The organism is Longibacter salinarum, assembly GCF_002554795.1.
GTDB lineage: Bacteria > Bacteroidota > Rhodothermia > Rhodothermales > Salinibacteraceae > Longibacter > Longibacter salinarum.
This window is the reverse complement of the sequence record NZ_PDEQ01000005.1, coordinates 383,046-405,329: the sequence shown is the minus strand read 5'-3', so window position 1 is coordinate 405,329 and position 22,284 is coordinate 383,046. Positions and strand designations below refer to the sequence as shown.

The following is a 22,284-nucleotide window of genomic DNA, read 5'->3' as shown; positions in this document are numbered from 1 at the left end:
AGGAAAAAATAAAACTCGACTCCGAAGATGCGGTGATCTATGCTGCCGCGTCTTCGGAGTCGGGGAGGGGAAGCAGAACTACGCCACCGCGAATCCGAGCGCGTACCACAGCGCCATGAGGATGGACGCAGCGATGGATGCAGCAAAGAAATTAAACGCCCAGTAGGTGACTGGGTCGTGTAGAGCGGCCTCGTAGGGGTCGGTGGTGGCGGTGCCGTCCGAACGTTCGTCCGGCGTTGTGCTACGGGCGTGTTCGGGTGGACGGGTTTGGGTAGACGTGGATATACTCATGGTGAACCTCGCAGAGTCAACAGACGGTTGGGACCGCGAGCATGAACACGACACACGGATTCCGCACGAGAACGGGCGGGGTCCGCAGGGAACGACATCACGGGGAGGTGCACACGGGAAGTGTACTCCTACCGGTTACGACGACGTGTTCGTTCGCGGTCGGGCAGGGAAAGGGACGGGTTCGGCCTCGTGGCAGAACGGCGATTCCGTCTGCCCATGCAGAGGGCGAACCTCAAAAGACGGGAGACCGGGTCGCAATTGGGACGGCGAGCGAGATGCTTAGCCGCACATCATCGCGGACCATGCGTCGAACAGAAGCGACGCGGTGGTCTCCATGCGAGGATCAGCAGAGATAGACGCAGAGGAGCGCCCGCGACGGGACGTACCGAAAGCGGAAATGCCCGTAAGCTTGGACGAGAGATGTGGGCATCCACGACGAGGCGGATGCATCGGTCGATTCGGGACCGTCGTCCGTGAGTTCTTCGATCGAGCCGTCGAGCAGCTCGGTTGCTTCCACACGGTGAAATAACACGCCGTGATCGGCGCCGTGCAACGGTGCGGTCCGATCCGTCTCGACATGCATGAGGTCGGACGACGTTGCTCCGTCAACACTCGTGGAGCCCAGGACCGCGGCATCTGCGGCGATCAGGCCCGCCAGCATACAAACGGCCAGAAGGGCCGCGCGAAGCCGGTACGTTGTGGAGTCGATGCTCATGGCGAGAGCGTGCAGGGGAAAGCAACGTGTGTTTGTACCAGTCCGCATCCGGAAGTTTCCGACGGTGAAGATCAATCACCGGCACCCGGATGGCCGAGATGGTTTACCGATCTGCCTTGGCCCAAAGCCGTTTTGCCAATTCATCTCGTAACGCCACGGACTCTGTGAGGGGCCCCGAAAGGTTTCCTCTGTCGCGAGAATACGACCAAACCGGAAACAGCGACGCACAGCCGTGCGCCGCTGAGTAGGTGGGGCCCCTCCCCAGCCGGTTTTGACTCTGTTTGGCAGATGGTTACCAGTCTGAAAGGCTACTGTCTTCCGACGGCTGTCTCCACCAAATAGCCATATCGGTACAGCGCCCGAACCCTGAACGTTGAACCCTGAACGTTGAACCCTAAACGTAAGAAGGGCGGGCCGCCTCCCGGAATGGAAGCGGCCCGCATCATCCAACGCCCCTTGTCTTTGTCTCGCGCTATCGGACGACGGTAACTCGGCGCGTTGCGGAAAACGTCTCGCCGGTGGCGCGCAGGAAGTACGTCCCGCTCGGAAGGGATTGCGCGTCGATCGCGAGGTCGTGCCCGCGTCCGGGCGTCATCGTATCGTCGTACAGCGTTTGTACCTTGCGGCCGAGCAAGTCGTACAGGGTCACCTTTACCGGCTGGGCGGTGCGCACCTGTAGCGTCGAGTGTGCTGTTTCCGCCACGGGATGCGGCGACACGGAGCTCCACGCGTAGCGTTCATCCAGCGCGACCGTGATGTTCACGACTCGAGACAGCGTCGCGGCGCCGTCGAGGTCGACCTGGCGGAGGCGGAAGGCATGCGTCCCGGGCGAGAGATCGCCAATCTGGAAGCGGTACTCAGTGCGTTCGGTGGTTGTACCCTGTCCCTGGCGGAAGCCGACGGTCTGGAACGCCCCGTCGATCCGCTGCTGAATCTCGAAGCCACTGTTTTTCTGCTCCGAGAGCGTCGTCCACACCAGCTGGACGGTGTCGCCCTGCCCGAAGGCATTGAACTGGGCGAGTTCGACGGGAAGAACGCCGCTGCCGTCATTGAGCCGGCCCGGCGTGTACGGCGGCGACTGCCCGAGATCCGTCGAGGAAAGCGCCATCGGGCCGAAGTAGTCCGGGTTGCGCGTGGTGGACTCGTCGTCGTTCTCCGGCGTGAGCGCAGAGTACGTGATGCGGTCGACTACCGTGCCCTGCGCGTTGACGATGCGGACATCATCCCCGCCGTTGTTCAGCGCCGGTGAACCCGTGTCGGTAAAGCCCGGGATATTTGTCGGTGTGCCACCCTGAAAGATGGTGGCCGATCCGCCGGGGTCGAGCGTCGTGCCGGCCGGGACGGTGTACGTGTTGTTTGCAGCATCGACGATCTCGTACCCGGAAATGTCGAGCTCCGCGCCCGATACGTTCACCAGCTCAATGAACTCCTCGTCGGCATCCCCACCGGCGGTGCCGTCGCCGTTTGGGTCCTGCGTGTCCGACGGATCGGCGAAAAACTCGTTCACGACGAGCGTCTGCAGGCTGGCGTCCGGCTGCAGGACGATGGTGTTGTTGAGCGGGTCCGCGTCTGCCGCCTCAGACGGTACGGCAAGCAGAGCGAGCGATGGTTCTCCGGTTCCGGGGTTCACGAAGCCGGATGCAAGCACGGTCACGGTCTGGCCGTCGACGCCCAGACTTGTGAGCGGCGCGAGGACGGAGCCGACAAAGGCGGTGTTGGCGTCATCGGTGATGCGAATGATGTAGTCGCCGGTTGGAACGGTCACGTACCCCGAGGCGGGCTGGAAGTCCGTATACGCGATGTCATCCACGGCCTGGACGCCGCGCGTCAGAGCGTCAACGGGGCCGGCGTCGGGGGACTGATGCCCGACGAGAAGGCCGACGGTTCCGGCCCCGCCGGCCGACGTCTGGTTGCGATTTGCCTGAATGAGCACGTCCGCGCTTCCTGCACTTTCGCCCACGGCGAACGCCTGATTGAAGGAGTCCGGGTCGAGTGTTGTCGTTGTGCTCGCGACCTGCTGATCGCTGATGCCGCTGCTGCTTTCCGCATTGAGGCTGACCGTGATGCTCTCACCGGCCGGGGCCGACACATTCAGGGCACCGCGAAACGGGAGGTCGTCGATCTTGCTCGGCGGATTGATGCCGTCGTCCAGGTAAACGTCGACAGCACCAATGCCGGCTGCGTTGTGGACGACTTGCAGGTCTGCGCTGGGCAGCAACACTTCCGTCGTGCCATCGGGAAAGACGGCGATGGCGCGGAGTTCGGGCGCTCCCGGAGCCTCGTTGCCGGGCGTGTCGAAGCCGGTGAAAAGCAGGTACGCAGGCGTGGAGGCTCGTCCGGTCAGGTCGAGACGAAATTCCGCGTAGACCGTGGAGGCATCATTTGGGTCGACCAGCGAGAGGGGATACTCGTCCTCGGGCAGGCTAATGTACCCGTTCGTGTCGTCCGGAAACGGAATGTTGCCGACGAGGGTGCCGCCCGGTGCCTCGAGATTGACTGCCGGGAGGTCGGGCGCCCCGGCGGCCACGCGCATTCGAACGAGGGCGTCGGAATTGCTGGTGAGCACATCTTCATTGATCAGCACGTCGAATGCGGTCGACCGACCCGTCGGGTTGGCCTCGAACTGGTTGGAGTCGAGGACGCCGATCGCGACGACGTGGTAGGCAATTCCGTCGTTGAACGTGACGCCGGTCTTCGTGTGGAGCACCTGGTCCGAAATGCCGGTACTGGTCTCATCCGCCACGACGATATCGTACGTATCTGCAGGAATGGTGAGGAACGCGGTGGCCGTTCGGAAATCGACGTTGTCGAATTTCTCTACGTCGCCACTACTGTTCTCGAAGTAGATGTCGACGGTAGAGGCTGCTGGGTCGGGCGCGTTGTGAATGAGCTGCACCTCGGCATTCTGAGCCGCCACCGGGGCAGCGATCCATCCGGTCAGTAGCACGATCGAAATGAGGAGTGCGACCCATCGACCGAATATCAGGAGGTGTGAATCCGATGCGGCGCCGTCAACCGGTTGAGCAAGAGACGGGGACGTGTAGAAGCAACGAGGCATAGAGTGGAGGGAGACGTGCAGGAGGGCGAGAGATCCGCTTCGAGGCCCGGAAGTCGGGCGAACGTCCAGGCCCGGTAGCGCTCCTGGACGTCGTATCGAAGAGTTCTGCGTTCAAAGAATAGACAATCTGTCCGCCAATCGCTTTTACGCATGTTGCGCTGGAAGTCAATCCTTTGTGCGCACGTTGTACGCGGGTCATTTTGCGTGTGCTGCACGGTACGACGCCTACGGGTCCCGAGGTCTCACCACAACCCAACGGTCACCGGCTCCGCAATACGTGGCGGCGATCTCACGAACCGTGTTCGCCCCGCGCAGGGTAGTCGTGGGTAACGATGTAGTCGACGGTCTTCCGAAACGACGGAAGGTGGGGACGTCCCCACGGAGCGGAGTTGATCGCAGAGTAGTAGAGCCGGCCGTCGGGGCAAACGAGAAACAGCCCGGGTTCGGAGAACAGGTCCGGTTCGCCTTCCTTGATTCCTTCGCTCAGGTAGAGCCCCCACGCGTTTGCCGTCTCCAGGTCAAGGTTATAGCCCAGCGGATAATCACCGATCCCCCAGTCCATGCGTGTCTTGCGGGCGCGCGACTTGGTGTCCATGCTCACGGCGGCCATCTCCACCCCAAGATCGGCATAGTCCGACTGTACGTCTGATAGCGTTTCTAAATACGACTTGCAGACGGGACAGTGTAGACCCCGGTAGAAAACAATGAGCGTGAAGTTCTCCGGGGACTGATCCTGTAACGACCAGTTGCCTCCGCCGATGGTCGGAAACGAAAGAGCGGGGGCAGATTGTCTTGAGCGTGGTGTCGTTGGCATAGCTGAAGCGGAGATGGAGAAGCGCGAGAGGCGTGCAGTGGGGGGCGAAGTCGAATTACTCGCTCGTTGCCCGTTCCGTGACCGGCATCTCTTCGTTCGAATGCGGCGGAAAGTGGCGATCGAGGTGGGTCTTGAAGCGCGCGATATCGGTTTCGATGTCCGGGTTTTTCATCACGTCATGCGCTGAAAAGGTGGGTGTCTTCGTCATGCCGAAGAACGCGCAATTCAGATGCATCGGGTTCAGCAGGTCGTCCACGGAGCGCCCGTCGAAGAACGGCGCATCGGAGGTGTCAAAGGCGTCACGCGGTGCATTGAAGGTGAGCGAGAGCATGTAGGCCGTATTCGTGAGGGTGCCGCCGAGCCCATACTGGTGGTTCTCGTCCGGTCCATGTCGGCCGTCGCCGTTACACATCCGCCCGTCCATGCCGGCGGTGTAGACCTCGTCCATGTACTTTTTCAGGCTCCAGGGCATGCTCATCCAGTTGACGGGAAATTGCATCAGCACGACATCGGCCCACTGGTGGTTTTCTACCTCCTCCTCTACGTCCCATCCATCGCCGCCGGCGACCTCCGTCAGCCGTACGGTGTCACCGCGGGCCTCCAGGTGCTCGCGAGCAATGGACACGAAGGTGCCGTTCAGCCGGCCTTCGGCAAATGGATAGGGCTGGTGTCCATTGATAATCAGGACGTTCTGCATGTCGTCTCGTCAGCGTTGGTTGGATATTGCGGTCGTGCTCGATTGCACGGATCCAAACGTAGAGCGAATGGTTACTCGAATCAACTAGTGTACTTTTAGTAACCACCCGAAGAAACGATGAATGCCCGAGTTGAGACCGACGAACAGGGCCGGAAAACGGCTGTCGATTCGTGTGAGGAGCCTTGTTCGATCGAGAAGGGGATGCGCATTCTCGGTGGGAAGTGGACGGGGTCCATTCTGTGGCACCTGAAAGATGGGCCCGTGCGCTTCAACGACCTTGCTCGAATGGTCGGAGGGGCCAGCAAGCGAATGGTCTCCACTCGCCTGAAGCACCTGGAGTCCCATAACCTGATCGAGCGCGAAGTGATTGAGACGCGCCCCCTTGGCGTAGAATACAGCATCACGCCGCTGGGTACGACGGCGCTCGGGTTTTTGGACGAACTCCGGGATTGGTATGAGTCGTTGCCGGAGAAGGCTCAGACATGACCGGGGGGTACGATCGTATCGTTGCCACGTGTTGATTATTGGTCATTCCCATCCCAAAGAATAGCCGTCCGGAGTGCAGCGATTCGCAAATTCAGCGAGACGGTGTTCTCTCTCCCAGCAACTAACCGAAAACATGGAGTGGGCCTTGGGGTACGACCCTCCGACTCAACAAATGTGTGTATCATTTCCGTTCCTCTCGCCTCTCTGATCTATGACGACGACAGCGTCCTTCTTTTCCGCGTCTTTTGCGTCCGTACAACGTGCCTGTAGCCGTAGCCTTCTGCTGCTGGCGCTTCTTTTCGCTGCTGCCGTGCCTCTTGCTCCGCTAGCGTCGGCGCAGACGGCCGCATCCGTCATGAACGACGTCCAACGCACGCACGCGTCGATGTTTGAGGATGTCGACAACTATATGATGAAGACCGACACGTATACCACGTACTACAAAAAGGAGGAGGGAGGAGGCCCATTCGACTTTCGCTCGGCAGTGCAGGTGAGCGGACAGGGGCGTCCGATGGGCGCTGATGCCATGCAGAATCAGGCTGATCAGTACGCGAAAATTGGAGAGATTGGGTCATACGCCGGGACCGAAACGGTCAATGGTACCGAATGTCACGTCATCCGCGTAAGTGAACCGGGCCAGTTAGACGAAAGTCTACGCACGGCGAGCGAGGTTACCTATTTCATTGGCGTGGGTGACAACTACATGCGCCGCATGTCCCTGAGAGGCATGACGCCCCAGGGCGATGGTGGGATGACGATGGATATGAAAGATTACCGGACCGTCGATGGCGTGTCGCTCCCGTTCCGCATGGAGATACGTATGGACGTATCGGAAGAGCAGCGCAAGCAGATGGAGCAGATGAAGAAGCAGATGGAAAACATGCCCGAGGCTCAGCGCGAGAGCATGGAGAAAATGATGGGCGACCAGATGAGACGGTTGATGAACGACGAGCCGATCGTGATCACGGTGACGGAGGTTGTCGTGAATGGCCCGATTCCATACGGCGTCTTCTAGCGAAGCAAACGCAGGCCGTGGGACGATGTCACCATGGCGACGCAGTGAAGGCAGAAAGGCCGCGCCTACCATCTCCGATTTCCCCCCAAATGCCACGCGGGGACGAGCCGACCCGAAGGCCGCCCGTCCCCGCGGTGGAGACACACATTATCGTGCGATCCGTGAGAACCGCTCGGATGGGATCAGCGCACGACCGTCAGTCGCTGCGTCACCGACGTGCCGTTCCCGGTGGCGCGGAGGAAGTACGTCCCACTCGGGAGGGTCGACGCGTCAAGCGAGAGCGCGACCGGTGATGCGGGTCCGATGCCTCCCTCGTGTAGAACCTGCACGCGGCGCCCTAGAAGGTCGTAGAGCGCAACGGTAACGTCCGCCCGCTCCTGCACGGAGACCCGGAGGGTGGATTGCTCCCGCACCGGGTGGGGCGCGATGGCCGTCATGGCGAGCGGCTCCGACGGGAGAACGCGGAGGTCGACGCTTCCGACGACCGTTTCCGTGCCGTCCAGGTCTCGCTGACGAAGGCGGAACGTGTGGCGGCCGGCGTCGAGATCCGCGGCGCGGAAGACGTAGCGCGTGCTCGAGGTGCTCGTCCGAGCACCTTCCACGAACCCGATTTCTCGGAAGGAGGCAGCAGGCGATCCCTCAACGCTGTGATCGATGAAGAAGCCGGCGTTGTTCGTCTCGGTGAACGTGCTCCACTCCAGGATCGCGTCGCGGCCGCTCACGTTGGCGGTCAGGCCGGCCATTTCGACCGGAATCGTGGTCAGGTCTCCGATTGACTGATCGGAGCCTCGAGTGCCCGGCGATCCGAGATCAGAGCCGCTGTTCGTGTTAAAGAGGTTCTCGCGGCTGGTCGCGGTCGTCCAGTTCGACGCCACCGCGTTGTCGTCGGCTGCGACGCCGGTAAAGACCATCGCGGCGCCCGTCGGGTCGGGCCAGTCGGGGCCGCCGTCGTATTCGACGCGATCAATCTCGGTCCCCTGCGCATCCTGGAGGATGAGTTCGTCGGCGCTGTTACTCAGGATGAGTCCGTCGTACACGTACGTGCAGGCACTCGATGACACGGCTTGCGTGGAGCGACAGAAAACAGCGAATTCGCCCGACGGAACCACCACCGAAGACGCAATCGTGTGCGCGTCGATGTCGGTATCGGCGATCGTCCAGCCGTTCATGTCGATGTCGCTGGCGGTCGGGTTAAACACCTCAAAGTATTCGCCATCGGAGTCGCTCACGTCACTCGGATTCTGCATGATCTCAGCGATCACGAGATCCGAGTCGGGCGATGCGGTCGGGGCGGTATCTCCGGTTACCTCCAGCTGATCGATTGCAAAGTCCTCATCGCCGGAGTTGACGGACGCCGTAAAGCGAAGGTCGAGCGTGGATCCGGTCTCGGGAATGGCTTTGGTGAAGGCGGTCATCGTTCCCTCGCTGCTCGTGATGGACGTGCCGTCGCCCGTGCCGTCGAAGTCTGTGTCTTCGAGGAAGCTCGTGTTGTACGTCGAGCCGTCGTTTTCGAATGCGAGAACGGGCTGCCACGTGCCGCCGTCGATGCGGTACTCGAAGAGGAGGAAATCAGCGTCGTCGATATCGCCAGGTCCATCCAGCACCTCGCCGACCTCTGCGCTGAACTGCAGGTTCGTCGCGCCGTCGATCGAGATGCCGCTCCACGTGATCACGCCCGGCGTCGAGCCGAGCACCTGACCGTCGTCGATGTCCTGTCCGGCGAAAAACGAGCCTTCAACGCCGCTGTACGTTTTGTTGATGTTGCTGCCGTCCGTTCGCGTGAAGTAGTTGGACGTGCCGTCCGTCGCGTCGGAGCCGGTGGTGATGGTGTACTGCGTGGCGTCGTCGAAGGCCTCGGCAAAGATCGCGTCGGATCCGGTGCTCGTGCCGTCGTCGTCTTTGATATCGACGTTGGCCGAACTTGTCGAAGACAGAACGGCGTCGCCTGTGGTCTGGAGGTTTTGGAGATCAAACACGCCGGTTTCGGTGGGCTCTACCTCCGTGTCGTCTGTGACAGGCACCGTGACCGACTGCGTCGCACCGTCGGGGGCACTGGACGAGAAGCTCACGGTCTCGGTCGAGAAGTTGCCGAAGTCCGCCGCCGATGCGGAGCTCGACGTAGCGTTGAAGGCGACATCGACGTCCACCGCCGTGCCGTCGGGGTTGTTAAGCTCGACGATGAGGGTTGCGAAGCCGTCCGACTCCAGCACGGTGCTCGCGTCTGCCAGAAGCTGGACGCTCGGCGTCGTGGAGGTCGGCTCGAAGATGCGCCGGACGAGCGTCGTGTCGCGCACGAACGGGTTTTCGGTACCCTGGTGCGTCGCGATCCAGGTGCTCCGGTCGGACTCGTTCATGTCGACCTCGTCCTGGTTGTGCCACGCTATTAGCGTTTCGCGCTGGGCGTCGAAGAAGTTCGCGTCCGAGATCGCCGCGTTGTGCACGACCCAGAAGTAGAACATGGCGCGGGCCGCGTTGCCCTTGTGGTCCTCGCGGGGCTCGAAGCGGCCGGAGTAGTTGGCGTTGCTCGAAAATGAGCCGTCGGATTCGCTCCACGCATCGATGTTGCTGGTCGGCGTATTCGACTGGCTTTGATCGAGGTAGTACCAGCCGTCGGTGTCGGCATCGGTGATCTCCGCGAACGGGTGATTCGACCTTGCCGAGTTGATTGTCTGCTTGACCGGGTACAGCGCGTGCATGTCTGAGCGCTGCGGCTCATCTCCGGCGCCCTTCGACTGCGGCCATGTGTGCTCGGCGCTAATGCCCGAGCCGCTCTGATAGGCGTAGGAGGAGGGGTCTTCGCCCTCTGGGATGTCGACCGAGTATCCACCGTAGGCGCCGACGAGCGTGCCGCGCGCCGTGTCGAGGTAGCGGTAGAGGGAGTCGCGGGCGATGTCATAGCCGAGCGTCTGCGCGGGCGCGTAGTCCGCACGAAGCTGGTCGATGAGAGCCTGTCCGCTCAGGCCGGGGTGGATGGACTCCTGCGGGACCTGTGCGCTCGCCGACGTGGCAAACGTGGCGACGGCCACCCATAGGAAAAGAAAAAGCCCCGCTACGCGAAGCGTGACGGGGAGACGAGACGGTCGTAGCGATGTAGGGGCAGACGACGAAGAGGCCGATGACGAGGGGCGTGTGCGATAACTCCGGTCGACGCGATGATGTCGATCGGTGCGACGGGGCGAAGGCAACATCTGACGTGGAGAACGTGGGAGGAGGGCTATCTCCCCTTCCCGTGCCGTGATCCTCCGATCGGTCTACCGCCAGCATGCGATCCTTCCCGTTCTGCCTCACATAGCCGCGGACCGTACCGGTGGAGGAGCGCCGGAAAGGGTTCGCGGTCTGAAGTATACAACGCCGTAGGCGAATAAATGGCGTGCCGGAATGAATTCAATATCACCAAGAGCTTATCTAACCCTTTAACCGGAGGCAGGGGTCGGGGTGAGGTCGAGACGCAGTCCGGTTGTTTTATACGTTCCGCAGGGCGAATGCTTAGGGTGGGGAAAGGAACCGATGACCGTCGCGTTTTCCGGGCTGCGGCGTTCGAATGACGACCATAACTGTACGCCGATGGGCGAGAATAGCAGGATTCGAGCACCGACAGGGTATGGGGCACCCCCGCTAGCATCAGGCGGAAAGGCGAGGGATGCATCACTCCGTGAACACGGACTGATCAGGGTGACGCGACACAGGGGGGAGTGGAAACGCCTCTAGGGATTACAATAAGGCGACTTGAAATATAAACATTCATAAATATACAGAATGCCTAACTTCGTGTTGTCTATTACTGGTGTGTTATAGTTTTTAACAAGTAAAGAGTAGATTCATAGTATGTGGGTATAGACAGGACATTTTGCCACATGTGATGTGTTGTGGTTAAACATCCGAACGACCGCGCGCCCGATACCTCCGTTCCGTACCGGCTACGTGCTGTGCGAGAGGCTGAACGAATGGGCCCGGATGGGCGGTCGTGCTCGGGTTTACCCTGATGACGGTTCTTCTGTGGACGGGGTGCGACCGCGCATACTGTCGTACGCAGCGAGTAAATGTGAACGTAATCCATCTTATATTTATCCAGAATGCGTATGGTCAATATCGCCTGTCTGGTAATCTGATCGGGACAGCCGATACGCTCAGTTTCCTTGTGGACTTGCTGAAAGATATTGATATCCCACTCTCTATCGAGTGCGATAAAAACAAATAGTGGCATGCCGAACTCGCTTTCCGTATTCCGTATACCCGTTGAGGACGGCGCCGATCTTCTCTACGGACGCCTGAGCACAACGGACATAAAACAGCGTCGTCCATCTCGAATTGAAGGTTCTTCTCAGAGAGTATGGACCGACGATTCATTGGAGAGACCCGTCTGGAATGTGGTTCTTGCCACGCATTACAAACGGATTCTAGATGTCCTCACGGAGACCGTGCATGATGCATGGGCAAAAGAGTTTGTCCTCGAAGAGAGAAGTGATCCCCGGTACAATGCCATCTATGGGTCGCGTTTGTCCGGCTGGTCGAGAACGAATCGCGAACCGATCATCGACTACATTCATCCGCTACGCTACAATTGTCGGTCAGACATTTTCCCAATCGTGCGTACGCTCGACGAGATCACGAACGAACAGGTTCGCGCGAGAATCGATCAGGTTGCCGCGTCGGAGAAAAGTCGAACCTGGTTGAAAGAGCATATGCTTGAGCACGTGATACCACTGCTCCGTCGTTGCTACCAGGAGACAAAAGAAACTGGTGAGATGACCATTCACTGGCTCCACTAACATCCTCCCAACACCGAAAGACGAACACCATCCTGCCCATGGTTACATCTTTCCGGCGATGGGCGTTTATCTGAGCATCTACCGGTTGCCGATCGAGCCCGCCTTAGACATTTTGACGCTCAGGCGATGGTTTGAGTATATCGACCTGGACCGACCGGCCTTCAGGAACCGAGCCTATCGGTTTCGGCTTTGGATTCTTCTGACTCGCACGGCTATCCTCCGCGATCCATTCGTTTCGGGAAGACGTATCGAACGGTTTATCTGATGCTTTCAGGGTTGGCTTGGGATGAGAACGGGCACGAGGTGTTTTTTTCGGCCTAGCGACGATTTTCAGGGCCAGTCCATTATCGGTCCCCCGATGGTAGGATGGACGGTAGACGATCACGCCTTTGAGAAACCAGTCCGGTATTCGCTTCCGTCTGATCTTCCATCGATTGCCGATTCTCTCGAGGACGTCGAGGATGACGATCTTCGGTCGAACCTTCAACAGCTCGGTAATCCATTACGGCGCGAAAGCGCGCACTTCTTTGAAACGCGGCTCAACTGGCGGCTCTTGCCTACGCTTCGCCAGTTCTATGACAGCGCTCTCACCGAACATCAAATCGTGATTTACTGTCTTCATTAGCTTCCCAATTACTCCTCAAAGGGCCTCCTGTAGGCGCAGGGATTCGTTGGATGGGACGGCGGGACTACAACGCCTACCGTCCGCATCAATCGCTGGACGGGCTATCGCCCGAGATGTACCTTGACGCACGCCACCCCAACCGCGCCGACTCTCTACTTCTGACTGGTTGAATTATGGGGAGGGGGGCATCTTCTCGAATGCTCGATCTCTGGCTGGGCCAGAGAATGGGGAAGCTTACAGCGGCGCTCCAGAATGGGACCGAAACGGTACGCTGACTGCTGCGACGGCTCTGGTCGACGCCAGCCGATCCCAGAGAGTATCGTCCGTTCGGTGTACGCGCCTGGCCAGTTCCTTACGCGGACGTTCTACGGCCCTCATACGTCGATACAGGGCGGACAGGAGAGCTATATCCTCTGCCCAGACTCACCGACATCACGTCCGCACACCCAGAAAAATACCCCTTCGACTTGTACTTCGCATAATGAGAGCGCTGGGTTATACCGCGTCATTGATCGCACGGCGCACCGCCTCAAATACCTGTCGATTGATTCGACCCGCGGTCTTGAGTTGAACAAGCGTCTCTTTCGCTTCGGCGGGTAGCAGCACGTTCGCCCGTACGGACCGAAGCACTTGACCGGCAATCCCCGAGATCTTGAGACCCAGCTCTCGCGCAACCACCCGTCCGGCCTGCTCCTCGACCAAAAGCGGGAGTCCTCTTTCTAACGCGAGGCGAATCGCCTGTCGCTCACCTTCGTCCAAGCGTCGCGTGAACGCATCTTCGGGCTTTGGCTGCGAGGGCGCACGCACTTCAATCAGATCTCCGATCTCATAATGCCGGAGGTAGGCTGCCTGACTTTCAAATGCCCCCGCAGCCAGTTCTTTTAGTACGGCCAGAGGCACCAAAAGCCGGTCATAGAGGCGTCAAATAAACCGATATCCACCCGAAATCTTTTCCAGAGAGATCAGCGGGCCGGTGTCCGATACAATGCGTCTCGGGGCGTCTTCGCTCACGCGTTTAGCTCGGTCTCAATATTCTCGGGCGTGTCAACCAGAATGGAGAAGCCGTAGCGTGGCAGCATTTCCTCAAACCCGCGGCGCGTCATACCGAGCACCTCGCGGGCTTCACGCCCGGAGAGCTTACCGTTGGTGTAGAGTGTTGCGACCAACGCCTCCTTTGCGTAGTGCTCATCAACGCCGAGGTCGTCCCGATCCGGAAGATCGATGGTAACTTTCATAGCAGGTAGCGGAGCGATTCAGGCATCATTACTTCATGAACGGCGGCAACTGGCGAACGGTTCGTCGACGCGGTATAACGGGATAACTCTGACGCGTGCGCAGCACGTCGGCAGCAGTGAAGTGTTATGCCTACTTTTTAAATTTGCTCGAACCACTCTTCGTCCACGTGTACCTGTTCGACCAATTCGGTCTCTACCCCCAGGTCCAGTTCCTTCAGCTTTTCTGCCAACTCATCGCCATCAACGAGATCGATCGGCGGAGCGCCATCCCGCGTCGCCTCTCGAATGGCGCTTCGCGTGAACGAACCAGTAGTAATCATCAGCCCTTTGTCCGCTCGACCAACCATAGCTCCGCGAAAATCACGAATCGCGCTTGCTGAGACAGATCCTTGGTATCGCTTACACTGAAACACTACATGGAAGCTCAGAAAGCCATTGATCTGTATGATACCGTTTCCATCAACACCTCCGTCTCCAGAACGTCCGGTCACCTCTACCTGAATGAAGCCCGACTCCCGAAGAAGGCGTTTTGTAAGGCGTTCAAAGGCATCCGGGGAAAGCCTCTGAGTGAGCACTCGGTGCAGTTGCGTCCTCCATGTTTCATCTTGCTCAGGAACGTCGTCCTCGTCTTTCTCTCCGCGCTCCTCCCGCTCTTGGCGCATTTGCTCACGCACAGTCTGGACAACATCGTCTTCGTCAACAGTTTTGATGTCGCGCTTCTCCGGCTCGATGACCCACACCCCCCGCTCCGAATTGTTGATGATTCCGTACTTTTTCAGGTACGTCCGTGCCCATGCCAAGCGATATTCTAATTCCGTCTGGTTGCTCTTTTCCGGATTGTGGGGAATTTCAGCAACTTCATCGGGCAGATCTGACTGTTGCGCAACAGTCTCATAAATCTCACTTGTGGTTCCCGAACCGCCCAACTCGTGAAGGGCCGAAAGAAGGGGATTGAGAAGCTCGTGGTATTTTGGAACTGAAGATTTGTCCATCCAATGCCGGGGCCATTCGGTGAGTAGGTGTAACTTGTGTGTATGTCAAACGGCTTAACATATCACGACTCTTTTGCTGCTTCTAAGTTATTCGGTATAAAGGACTTTTGCGAACCGTCGTCTATCTATGTCAAGTGGTGTGAATATGCGTATCGCTGGTTAAGACGTGCGTGGTCGAGGTCAAGGACGGCAGCCGACATAGACCTCCGCTCCTCGGCATTCGCGGGACGCCCATACATGCAAGATCCATTCACGGACTGAGCCCCGTTCTCCCAACGTTGCATGGACGATGGCAGAGCACGCGTCACGCATGCTCGTGCCGCAGCGATCCGCCGATGGCCATGGCGGCGAAGAAGAGGACGACGTCCTTGATCAGGTACTGCCCCTCGGGCGTGGGGACGAACGGGAACGAGACGAACGTCACATCCGGCAGGAGGACGAAGGCGAGGAGCGTCCCCGGGATGCGGAGCAAGAGGAGGGCGAGCGCGAGCCGCACGGTGGGTCGGTACAGCATCGACAGGCCGATCGCGATCTCCCACCAGCCGAGGATTTGCACCATCGTCTCCGGCGAGCCCCAGTACACAGTGTGGGCTAGGAGCGAGGTGGCCGTCTTGTGTCCGAGCGGCTTCAACAGCCCGAGCCACACGAACAGCGCACCGAGCGACACGCGGTGGAGCCGATGCCCGTAGCGTTCGAGCCATCGGATGACCCGGGCGTCAATCGACGTCAGACGATTCCGGAGGTCAGAGCGCTGTTCGGGCATTGTGGATGGTCCCTCATCACGAAGGAGAATACGAGGGAGTGGAATTGCGTCTCCACGACCACAGCACGGTGTCTGCAGTCAGCGTGAAGCACCCATCGAAGCTCATGGCACGGGGCAGCCGACACAGTCATGGAACCGGTCTCGCCTCTTCCAATGTGGGTGATCAGGCCGGTGGCGACGTACGCCTCTGGTGCATCCGCAATACGCTACGGCGGTCACTCGTGTATGGCGGACGAATGAGAGACCGGCCAGGTACCTTTGTGGCGCTGGAGGGGTGGAGTTGGCTACCGACCACGTTCACTGGGCCTACGTCGCGACAGCATTCCGCGGGGCAACTGCTCCGAAATGCGTGGGAGGATGTGGGTATGCGAGTATGAGTGCTCGACGTCTCTCGAGGTTCACGCTTCGTGTCCGCGACGCATCAGACCTTCGCGGGGGCGTTTCTCGCTGTCACACGTAGATCTTCCGTACTGAAATCAAACGGTCGGGTATCCAGGGGGAGACTTAGCGAGCAGAAGTGATGTGCAGGCGCGTCCCCCACGGATCGGGAGCGAGACGGTCGCTGGCATCGCGCTTGATGGCGACGCCGTTCGCTTTTAGCCGACGAGCCGCGACCTCCACGTCCTCAGCGGTCGGGAGGACGATCGTCCACTCGAGCAGTTGCGCCTCGTCGTCGCCCGGCGGAGGAGCGTCTCCTGCGGAGCGCCCGTCCACGGGGAGTCACCTGCAGCAGAAATGAGGTGCTCCACGTCCAGCGGCTCCGTCGCCATGGCGATCTCGTGGCCGTCCCGCTTCCATTCATCGCGGGGCCGGTCGGCGTACACCTCGATGCCGAGTCCGTCGGGGTCGGTGAGGTAGAGGGCCTCGCTCACGAGATGATCGGACATGCCGACGTGTGTGTCGGGCTCTCGCAGGTGGCGCAGGAACCGAGCAAGGTCTGGGCGGGAGGGAAGCAGGTAGGCCACGTGGAAGAGTCCGAGGCGCCCGCGACGCGGGACGGGCCGTACGCCCGGTTGCTCTTTGAGAATAACGAGCGGATCGGTACGTTCTGCGGGGCCGAGCAGGGCGGTTTCGTTCGCCCGACCGAGGACCTCAAACCCGAGCACGCTGTCGTAGAACGTGATTGATCGCTCGAGATCCGCCACCTGCAGCCGCACAGGGCCGAGGCGGGTGACTGCGGGGAGCCGACCGCCGGGGGCCGCGATGCCGACTTGTGACTGCGAGGAAGTGGACGTCATGGTGCGTGCAGGGAGAGAAAACGGGTTGTTCAGTGATCAATCAGACATCTCCGCGAGCGCGTCCGCGACGGCCTCCGAGAGCGGCGTCGTCGGGCGACCGATGAGGCGGCTCAAATCATCGGACTCGACGCGAAGGTGCCCGTCCGAAATAGCCCGGTCGGCATCGGCCAGGACCTTCGCAAACCCTTCGGGCACACCGTGTTCGACCAGCGTGCTCTCGTATTCATCAGCGGGAAGGTTTTGATAGGCGACGTCGGTATCGGCCTGGCGCGAGATCTCTCCGGCCAGTTCCATCATCGTGAACGCCTCGTCGCCCCCGAGCTCGTAGATTGCATTGTCGTGTTCGTCCGTAGCGAGGACGGTCGCAGCGGCCGCAGCAAAATCGGCCCGTGTCGCTGCGCTCACGCGTCCGTCGCCGGCACTGCCCAGGATCACGCCGTGCTCGAGGTACTGCGGAAGCTGTTCGGTGTAGTTTTCGATGTACCAGCCGTTGCGAAGAAACGCGAACGGAATACCGGACTCGCGTATCATCGTCTCGGTGGCTTTGTGCTCGTCGGCGAGGAGCATCGGGTTCGACTCGGCCCGGACGATGCTCGTGTAGGCCAGGAAGTCGACCTCGTTTTTCTGCGCCGCGTCGACGACGTTCTGGTGCTGCTGTCGACGCTGCCCGACCTCGCTGGACGAGATCAGTAGGAGTCGATCGACGCCCTGAAACGCCGATTCCAGCGTGTCGGGCTCGTTGTAGTTGGCCTCGCGAACCTGCAGGCCGCGCTCGACCAGATCGGCGGCCTTTTCCGGACTCCGAACTGCTGCGATGATGCTCTCCGGTGCGATGTCGCGGCGGAGAAGGTCGTTTACGACATGCCGTCCGAGGTGGCCGGTGGCTCCGGTAACAGCAATCATGCGTCTGTGCTTTGATTTGCAATGCAGCGGCCGAGACCCGGGAGCCGCTGCGGCTCCCGGCCTCGTCGTCATTCGTCAGGATCCCGCAAGGGCCTCCACGTCGAGCACGAGCTGGACCTCGTTTCCAACTGCGGGAATGCCGCCCGGAAGCTCACTTCCCCAGTCGATGCCGAAGTCGCGGCGGTCGATGGTCGTGGTGGCGTGAAAGCCGACGCGCTGACCGTTGTCCGTCTGGATCGGGCCGGCGGACTCCACGTCGAACACGACCTCTTTCGTGGTTCCCTTGATCGTGAGGTCGCCGATGAGCCGGAAGTGGTTCTGTGCTGTCGGCTGGACGCTGGTAGACGTGAACGTCATTTCCGGATACGTTTCCACCTCAAAGAAGTCGGCGGAACGGAGGTGGTTGTCCCGTTTCTCGACATCCGTGTCGATGCTCGTCGTCTGAACGGTCACGTTGCTGCTCGTGGCCGCCAGGCTGTCCGCGTTGTAGCTGATCGTTCCCTCGAACGTGTCAAACTCTCCTTCGACGAACGCGATGCCCATGTGGCGAATGCGGAAACCGAGCGTCGTATGAGCGGGGTCGATCTGGTAGGTGACGGTCTCCTTCGGCTGTGTGTCCGGGGTCGGGTCCGGGTCCGATACGTCGAGGTTCGGACTCACGAAGAGAAGGAGAGCGGTAAAGACAGCAGTAATCGTCGTGTACATGGTTGTGTTGGATGCTTCGGTTGTTGGTTAAGGGACGTACGGAACGGTTGTGGCGTCAACCGCGCTCTTCGATTAACTTCGGGCGCCGTCGATGCTCCATGCACCAGGCGTGCTGCCGGCGAAGAAGATGAAGACGCAGGCGTACAGGAGGGCAAGCTCGCCGCCGTTGAGGATCGGCACGAGCCCCTGCGGAGCATGGGCGATGAAGTAAGCCACGATCATCAGCAGGGCGAGCACGGCCGCGACCGAGCGGGTGAAGAGCCCGGCAACGAAGAGCAAGCCGCCGAAAAACTCAAGGACGCCGGCGACCCCGAACTGGGAGAAAAGTTCGGCGGTCGCGCCATTGCCATCGACGCCTCCAAAGAGTCCGAAGAGCTTCTGTGCGCCGTGCTGCATGAACAGAAGTCCGGCGCCGATGCGGAGGATGGCCCGAGCAACCGGGGTAAACGTCGGGACGCCAAGGGAAGAGAGTGGAGAGGAGGTCTTCTGGGATGTGGACATCGTAGGATCGCTCATGTACGGGAGAGGTTGTGTGTTGCTACAATTCGTGTCTACAACACGTAATGGAGTAAAAAAGCTATTTACCTTCGTGCTCGAGCGAGGAGGTCAATCAGCGTTTGGAGCTCACCGTCGTCGAGGTTGTCGAGTTGACGTTGGTGTAGCGTGTTCAGCACGTTATCGAGTTCGTCGAGAACATTCAGCCCGTCCTCGGTAATGTGCGCCCGTACGCGGCGGCGGTCGGCCGGGTCTTTTGCACGACGCACGAAGCCGGACTCCTCCAGCCGATCGAGCAGTCTCGTGACGTCGGGCCCTGGAGTGAGAAGCCGATCGCTGACCTCGTAGCGGCATAGTCCGCCGTCCTGCGCCCCGCGGAGGATGCGGAGCACGTTATACTGAGTCGGCGTGAGATCATGGGGCTTCAGCGCCTCCGTGATTTCACCTTCGAGAAGGCCGGCTGTGCGAAGAATGCTGAGCACCGCCTCGGTCTCGACGCTCGAAAATGGCTTCGTCTGATGAAGCTCGTTCTGAAGATCGCTGGCCATTCGAGAGCACGTGTCTTTGTGGATTGTGTGTTGTAGACACGTATTTCTTCTGCAGGTTCCAAAGCAGGGTGTAACGCATGTATGCCGGTGGTGACTATGGTCGGAAGAATCGAGTGCCAAACCGGGGGAGTGCAACGCGCTGTCAACTTGTGGTGAGATGGGGGCAGGGGCTCTGGCTAGTCTCAGGCGATGCTGCTGGGGCTTGTGGCACTCCGACTCACTCCGGGCCGGCTGATCCGAAATATGTGAATGTATGTGGGTCTGGGGGTGAGAGAGATCCTCATTTCTCGATGCCGCACGGAGCCATTCCGTACTCAAATCAAAATGAGCATGCTGCTAAGGGGTCGATGGAAACGAATGGCTGGAGATCACCGGACCGGTTGCGCGTCGTAGAACCCCTGCCGCCACGCTTCCCAGCATCACGCGTTTGATCCCGGACAGGCCACGGGTGGACATCACCAGCAGGTCGCCCGGCGCCGAAGCTACGTCGTGAATCGACGCCACCGGATTGCCTGACGTCACTTCACAGGACGCGTCCTGGCCTGCCGGGACCATCTCGTCTTGCCATTTCTCGAGCTCTGATTTCGCTCGGTTCAGCAGCTCCATTTGCGATAACGCCGGGAGTTCGACGCCGTATGCCGCCGGGATTTTCGGGAGGGTGACGACGTGGACGAGGACAAGCGGCACGTCATATATGGATGTGAGACGAGTTGCGTACTGAAGCGCTGCCCGCGACGCCTCGGAAAAGTCGATTGGGACGACGATCCGTTCGATCGGGGTGGGCGAAGGAGAGGCCTCGTTTTCGTTCTGATCCAGGGCGCGTGTCGTGAGCACGGGACAGGGAGCCGTGCGCAGCACTTCCTCCGCCACGCTGCCAACGATCGCGCGCTCCACCCCACGCCGCCCGTGCGTTCCCATCACGACAAGATCGACGTCGTTTGCCTCCGCGTACTTGGCGAGGGCGGGCGCGACGGCACCGCTCCGCGTCGTGATGTGAGATATTCGATCGTCACTTGGCATAGACGAAGGGGGCGCCAGATCGTTTTGGCACCGTTCTTCGAACCGGTTCTGGAGCGCCTTTTCTCCGGGAGCAGGTGATGGATCCCCCTGGAAGATCCCGAGCGGAATCTCCTCTACGTACATAAGATCCAGAGACGCTCCGGTACGCTCCACGATGTCGAGAGCGTATCCGAACGCACGCTCGGAGGCAGGAGAAAAGTCGCAAGCGCAGAGGACGTGGTCGAACATTTCGATTGCGAAATTTGAAGGTCGAAATGCGAAATGTCAGAGGTCGAAATGCGAAATGTCAGAGGTCGAAATGCGAAATGTCAGAGGTCGAGCGGCGAAGTGCTAAACGCGTCAGCGGCGCGATCTCCTTTGGTGTTTGCTGAGGTCGAGCCTTTCCTGAACGCAGAGTACATAGCGTTCTTCAAATCGCGATAAGTCTCAGGCGCAATTAGGTGCGACCTCGCGGGATCGTCGCGTGTAACGGAATAAGCCCGCTGAGGAGAGCCGGGGGCATCCGTCGCGAGTACAATAGGCGGTCTCCACGTGGCGTCACGCTGGACCAATGTGATGCCGACCGTAATGTAATCAAAGGGGAAAGGTCTAACAATGAGGACGTAAGCCGTCCAAGCACTCAGTTCTATATGATGATCATGATGATGTATTGTGGGCGGATACGTATATCGGCAAGTTAGAACTCAATATCTATCGTCGTATGGCAGTCTTTCTGCTTGGAAGCGGTCTCGTTCTCCTGCTTGGAGGTGCCGAAGCACTGGTTCGGGGTGCTTCGGCGATTGCGGAGCGAATGGGAGTTTCTCCGCTTGTGATCGGCCTGACGGTCGTTGCCTTCGGTACAAGTGCTCCCGAGACGGCTGTAAGCATCGGTTCGAGCTTCGCCGGGCAGGGTGACATTGCGCTCGGCAATGTCGTTGGCAGCAACATCTTCAACGTGCTCTTTATTTTAGGGCTTTCGGCTCTCGCTGCGCCCCTGGTCGTTTCCCACCAGCTCGTCCGGCTGGATGTGCCACTGATGCTGGGCGCGTCCATTATCGTATTCGCTCTCGCCCTGGACGGAACGGTTGGGCGCTTTGACGGCGCTGTCCTACTGGGCGGCATCTTGATCTACACCGTATTTCAGATCGTGCAGGGGAGAAAAGCACCGCCTGAAGAAGCTACCCTTTCGACGATGTCGATGACGTCTGAATGGGAGGGCCGTTCACTTCTGGGAAACCAATCTTCGGCAACGAACGATGCGACATCGACCACTCCGGGCTTTGGAGTGAATAGATGGGTCGCCGGACTGCTCACGCTCATCGGCCTCGGCCTGCTCGTTCTGGGAGCGCACTGGTTTGTTCAGGGAGCTGTAGTGATCGCAGAAGCCATGGGTCTGAGCGAACTAGTCATCGGACTCACGATCATTGCCGGCGGGACCTCTCTCCCTGAGCTAGCCACATCGATCCTCGCGAGTATCCGAGGTCAGCGCGACATCGCCGTTGGGAATGTGGTCGGCAGCAATATCTTCAATTTGCTCGCCGTCCTCGGAAGTGCGGCCGTGGCGGCCCCAGCGGGGGTCGATGTGGCGCCGGGCGTCCTCTGGATGGATTTGCCGGTGATGATCGCCGTCGCGGTGGCGTGCCTCCCTATTTTCTTTACCGGCTACATCGTCAGCCGCTGGGAAGGGTCCTTGTTCGTGGCGTACTACGTCGCGTACACGACGTATCTGATCTTCACCGCCACGGCCCATCCAGCCCTTTCCACCTTTAGCATGACCGTTGGGCTCTTCGTTCTCCCCCTGACGGCACTCGGGCTTGGTATGACAGCCTTCTTTGCATGGCGGCAGACGAAATAGACAGACTGCGGTTATCTGACCTCTATATACGGCCGCTCCGACGTGATTGAGACCTCAGAGCGGCTCAGGTCGTCGGGGTTG

General features: G+C 59.9%; 20 protein-coding genes and 1 pseudogene. 5 read left to right on the top strand and 16 right to left on the bottom strand.

The annotated features are described in order from the left end of the window. Positions 1 to 78: 78 nt before the first annotated feature. The 5 genes from CRI94_RS11755 to CRI94_RS11735 form a co-directional block, all read right to left on the bottom strand. On the bottom strand, positions 79 to 291 hold the full coding sequence (locus CRI94_RS11755; protein WP_098075928.1) for a hypothetical protein: 213 nt from the start codon (positions 289 to 291) through the stop codon (positions 79 to 81). Between the two features lie 343 nt (positions 292 to 634). After that, positions 635 to 1,006: a hypothetical protein gene (locus tag CRI94_RS11750; RefSeq protein WP_098075926.1), complete on the bottom strand. Its 372-nt coding sequence runs from the start codon at positions 1,004 to 1,006 to the stop codon at positions 635 to 637. A 472-nt stretch (positions 1,007 to 1,478) separates the two neighbouring features. Further along, positions 1,479 to 4,064: a DUF4397 domain-containing protein gene (locus tag CRI94_RS11745; protein WP_098075924.1), complete on the bottom strand. Its 2,586-nt coding sequence runs from the start codon at positions 4,062 to 4,064 to the stop codon at positions 1,479 to 1,481. A gap of 289 nt (positions 4,065 to 4,353) precedes the next feature. Then, positions 4,354 to 4,878, bottom strand: a complete 525-nt coding sequence (locus tag CRI94_RS11740) for a peroxiredoxin-like family protein (protein WP_098075922.1) — start codon at positions 4,876 to 4,878, stop codon at positions 4,354 to 4,356. Between the two features lie 55 nt (positions 4,879 to 4,933). Further along, complete coding sequence (locus CRI94_RS11735; protein ID WP_098075920.1) at positions 4,934 to 5,575, bottom strand: NAD(P)H-dependent oxidoreductase; 642 nt, start codon at positions 5,573 to 5,575, stop codon at positions 4,934 to 4,936. A 117-nt stretch (positions 5,576 to 5,692) separates the two neighbouring features. Here CRI94_RS11735 and CRI94_RS11730 point away from each other — a divergent pair, with 117 nt between their 5' ends. Then, positions 5,693 to 6,061 carry a winged helix-turn-helix transcriptional regulator gene (locus tag CRI94_RS11730; RefSeq protein ID WP_098075918.1) on the top strand — a complete coding sequence of 123 codons (369 nt, stop codon included), beginning with the start codon at positions 5,693 to 5,695 and terminating at the stop codon, positions 6,059 to 6,061. Between the two features lie 211 nt (positions 6,062 to 6,272). Further along, a complete protein-coding gene (locus CRI94_RS11725; protein ID WP_098075916.1) occupies positions 6,273 to 7,076 on the top strand; it encodes a hypothetical protein in 804 nt (267 codons plus the stop codon). 182 nt (positions 7,077 to 7,258) lie between these two features. On the opposite strand, the gene CRI94_RS11720 is transcribed toward CRI94_RS11725, so the two are convergent. After that, positions 7,259 to 10,264: an endonuclease gene (locus tag CRI94_RS11720; protein WP_098075914.1), complete on the bottom strand. Its 3,006-nt coding sequence runs from the start codon at positions 10,262 to 10,264 to the stop codon at positions 7,259 to 7,261. Positions 10,265 to 11,278: 1,014 nt separating this feature from the next. Between CRI94_RS11720 and CRI94_RS11710 the strand changes: the two genes are divergently transcribed. After that, positions 11,279 to 11,845 (top strand): hypothetical protein, encoded by a 567-nt coding sequence (locus CRI94_RS11710; RefSeq protein WP_143815384.1) that lies wholly within the window; start codon positions 11,279 to 11,281, stop codon positions 11,843 to 11,845. A gap of 358 nt (positions 11,846 to 12,203) precedes the next feature. Continuing rightward, complete coding sequence (locus CRI94_RS11700; RefSeq protein ID WP_098075906.1) at positions 12,204 to 12,470, top strand: hypothetical protein; 267 nt, start codon at positions 12,204 to 12,206, stop codon at positions 12,468 to 12,470. A gap of 495 nt (positions 12,471 to 12,965) precedes the next feature. Here CRI94_RS11700 and CRI94_RS11695 read toward each other — a convergent pair. The 10 genes and pseudogenes from CRI94_RS11695 to CRI94_RS11650 all read right to left on the bottom strand — a co-directional run. Then, positions 12,966 to 13,379, bottom strand: a pseudogene (locus CRI94_RS11695) (PIN domain-containing protein); the annotation flags it as partial. Positions 13,380 to 13,477: 98 nt separating this feature from the next. After that, positions 13,478 to 13,705 (bottom strand): UPF0175 family protein, encoded by a 228-nt coding sequence (locus CRI94_RS11690; RefSeq protein ID WP_098075902.1) that lies wholly within the window; start codon positions 13,703 to 13,705, stop codon positions 13,478 to 13,480. Positions 13,706 to 13,842: 137 nt separating this feature from the next. Next, complete coding sequence (locus CRI94_RS11685) at positions 13,843 to 14,697, bottom strand: restriction endonuclease (RefSeq protein WP_098075900.1); 855 nt, start codon at positions 14,695 to 14,697, stop codon at positions 13,843 to 13,845. Positions 14,698 to 15,001: 304 nt separating this feature from the next. Then, a complete protein-coding gene (locus CRI94_RS17710; protein ID WP_179862272.1) occupies positions 15,002 to 15,460 on the bottom strand; it encodes a hypothetical protein in 459 nt (152 codons plus the stop codon). 596 nt (positions 15,461 to 16,056) lie between these two features. Further along, positions 16,057 to 16,698, bottom strand: a complete 642-nt coding sequence (locus CRI94_RS11675) for a VOC family protein (RefSeq protein WP_098075898.1) — start codon at positions 16,696 to 16,698, stop codon at positions 16,057 to 16,059. A 36-nt stretch (positions 16,699 to 16,734) separates the two neighbouring features. Next, positions 16,735 to 17,601, bottom strand: a complete 867-nt coding sequence (locus CRI94_RS11670; protein ID WP_098075896.1) for an SDR family oxidoreductase — start codon at positions 17,599 to 17,601, stop codon at positions 16,735 to 16,737. Positions 17,602 to 17,676: 75 nt separating this feature from the next. Continuing rightward, positions 17,677 to 18,306, bottom strand: a complete 630-nt coding sequence (locus CRI94_RS11665) for a YceI family protein (RefSeq protein WP_098075894.1) — start codon at positions 18,304 to 18,306, stop codon at positions 17,677 to 17,679. Positions 18,307 to 18,378: 72 nt separating this feature from the next. Further along, positions 18,379 to 18,822, bottom strand: coding sequence for a DoxX family protein (locus CRI94_RS11660; RefSeq protein ID WP_218919387.1), 444 nt, complete (start codon positions 18,820 to 18,822; stop codon positions 18,379 to 18,381). 65 nt (positions 18,823 to 18,887) lie between these two features. Then, positions 18,888 to 19,349 (bottom strand): MarR family winged helix-turn-helix transcriptional regulator, encoded by a 462-nt coding sequence (locus tag CRI94_RS11655; protein ID WP_098075892.1) that lies wholly within the window; start codon positions 19,347 to 19,349, stop codon positions 18,888 to 18,890. Between the two features lie 336 nt (positions 19,350 to 19,685). Further along, a complete protein-coding gene (locus tag CRI94_RS11650) occupies positions 19,686 to 20,597 on the bottom strand; it encodes a universal stress protein (RefSeq protein WP_098075890.1) in 912 nt (303 codons plus the stop codon). 472 nt (positions 20,598 to 21,069) lie between these two features. Here CRI94_RS11650 and CRI94_RS11645 point away from each other — a divergent pair, with 472 nt between their 5' ends. Continuing rightward, positions 21,070 to 22,203 (top strand): calcium/sodium antiporter, encoded by a 1,134-nt coding sequence (locus CRI94_RS11645; protein ID WP_098075888.1) that lies wholly within the window; start codon positions 21,070 to 21,072, stop codon positions 22,201 to 22,203. Positions 22,204 to 22,284 lie beyond the last annotated feature (81 nt).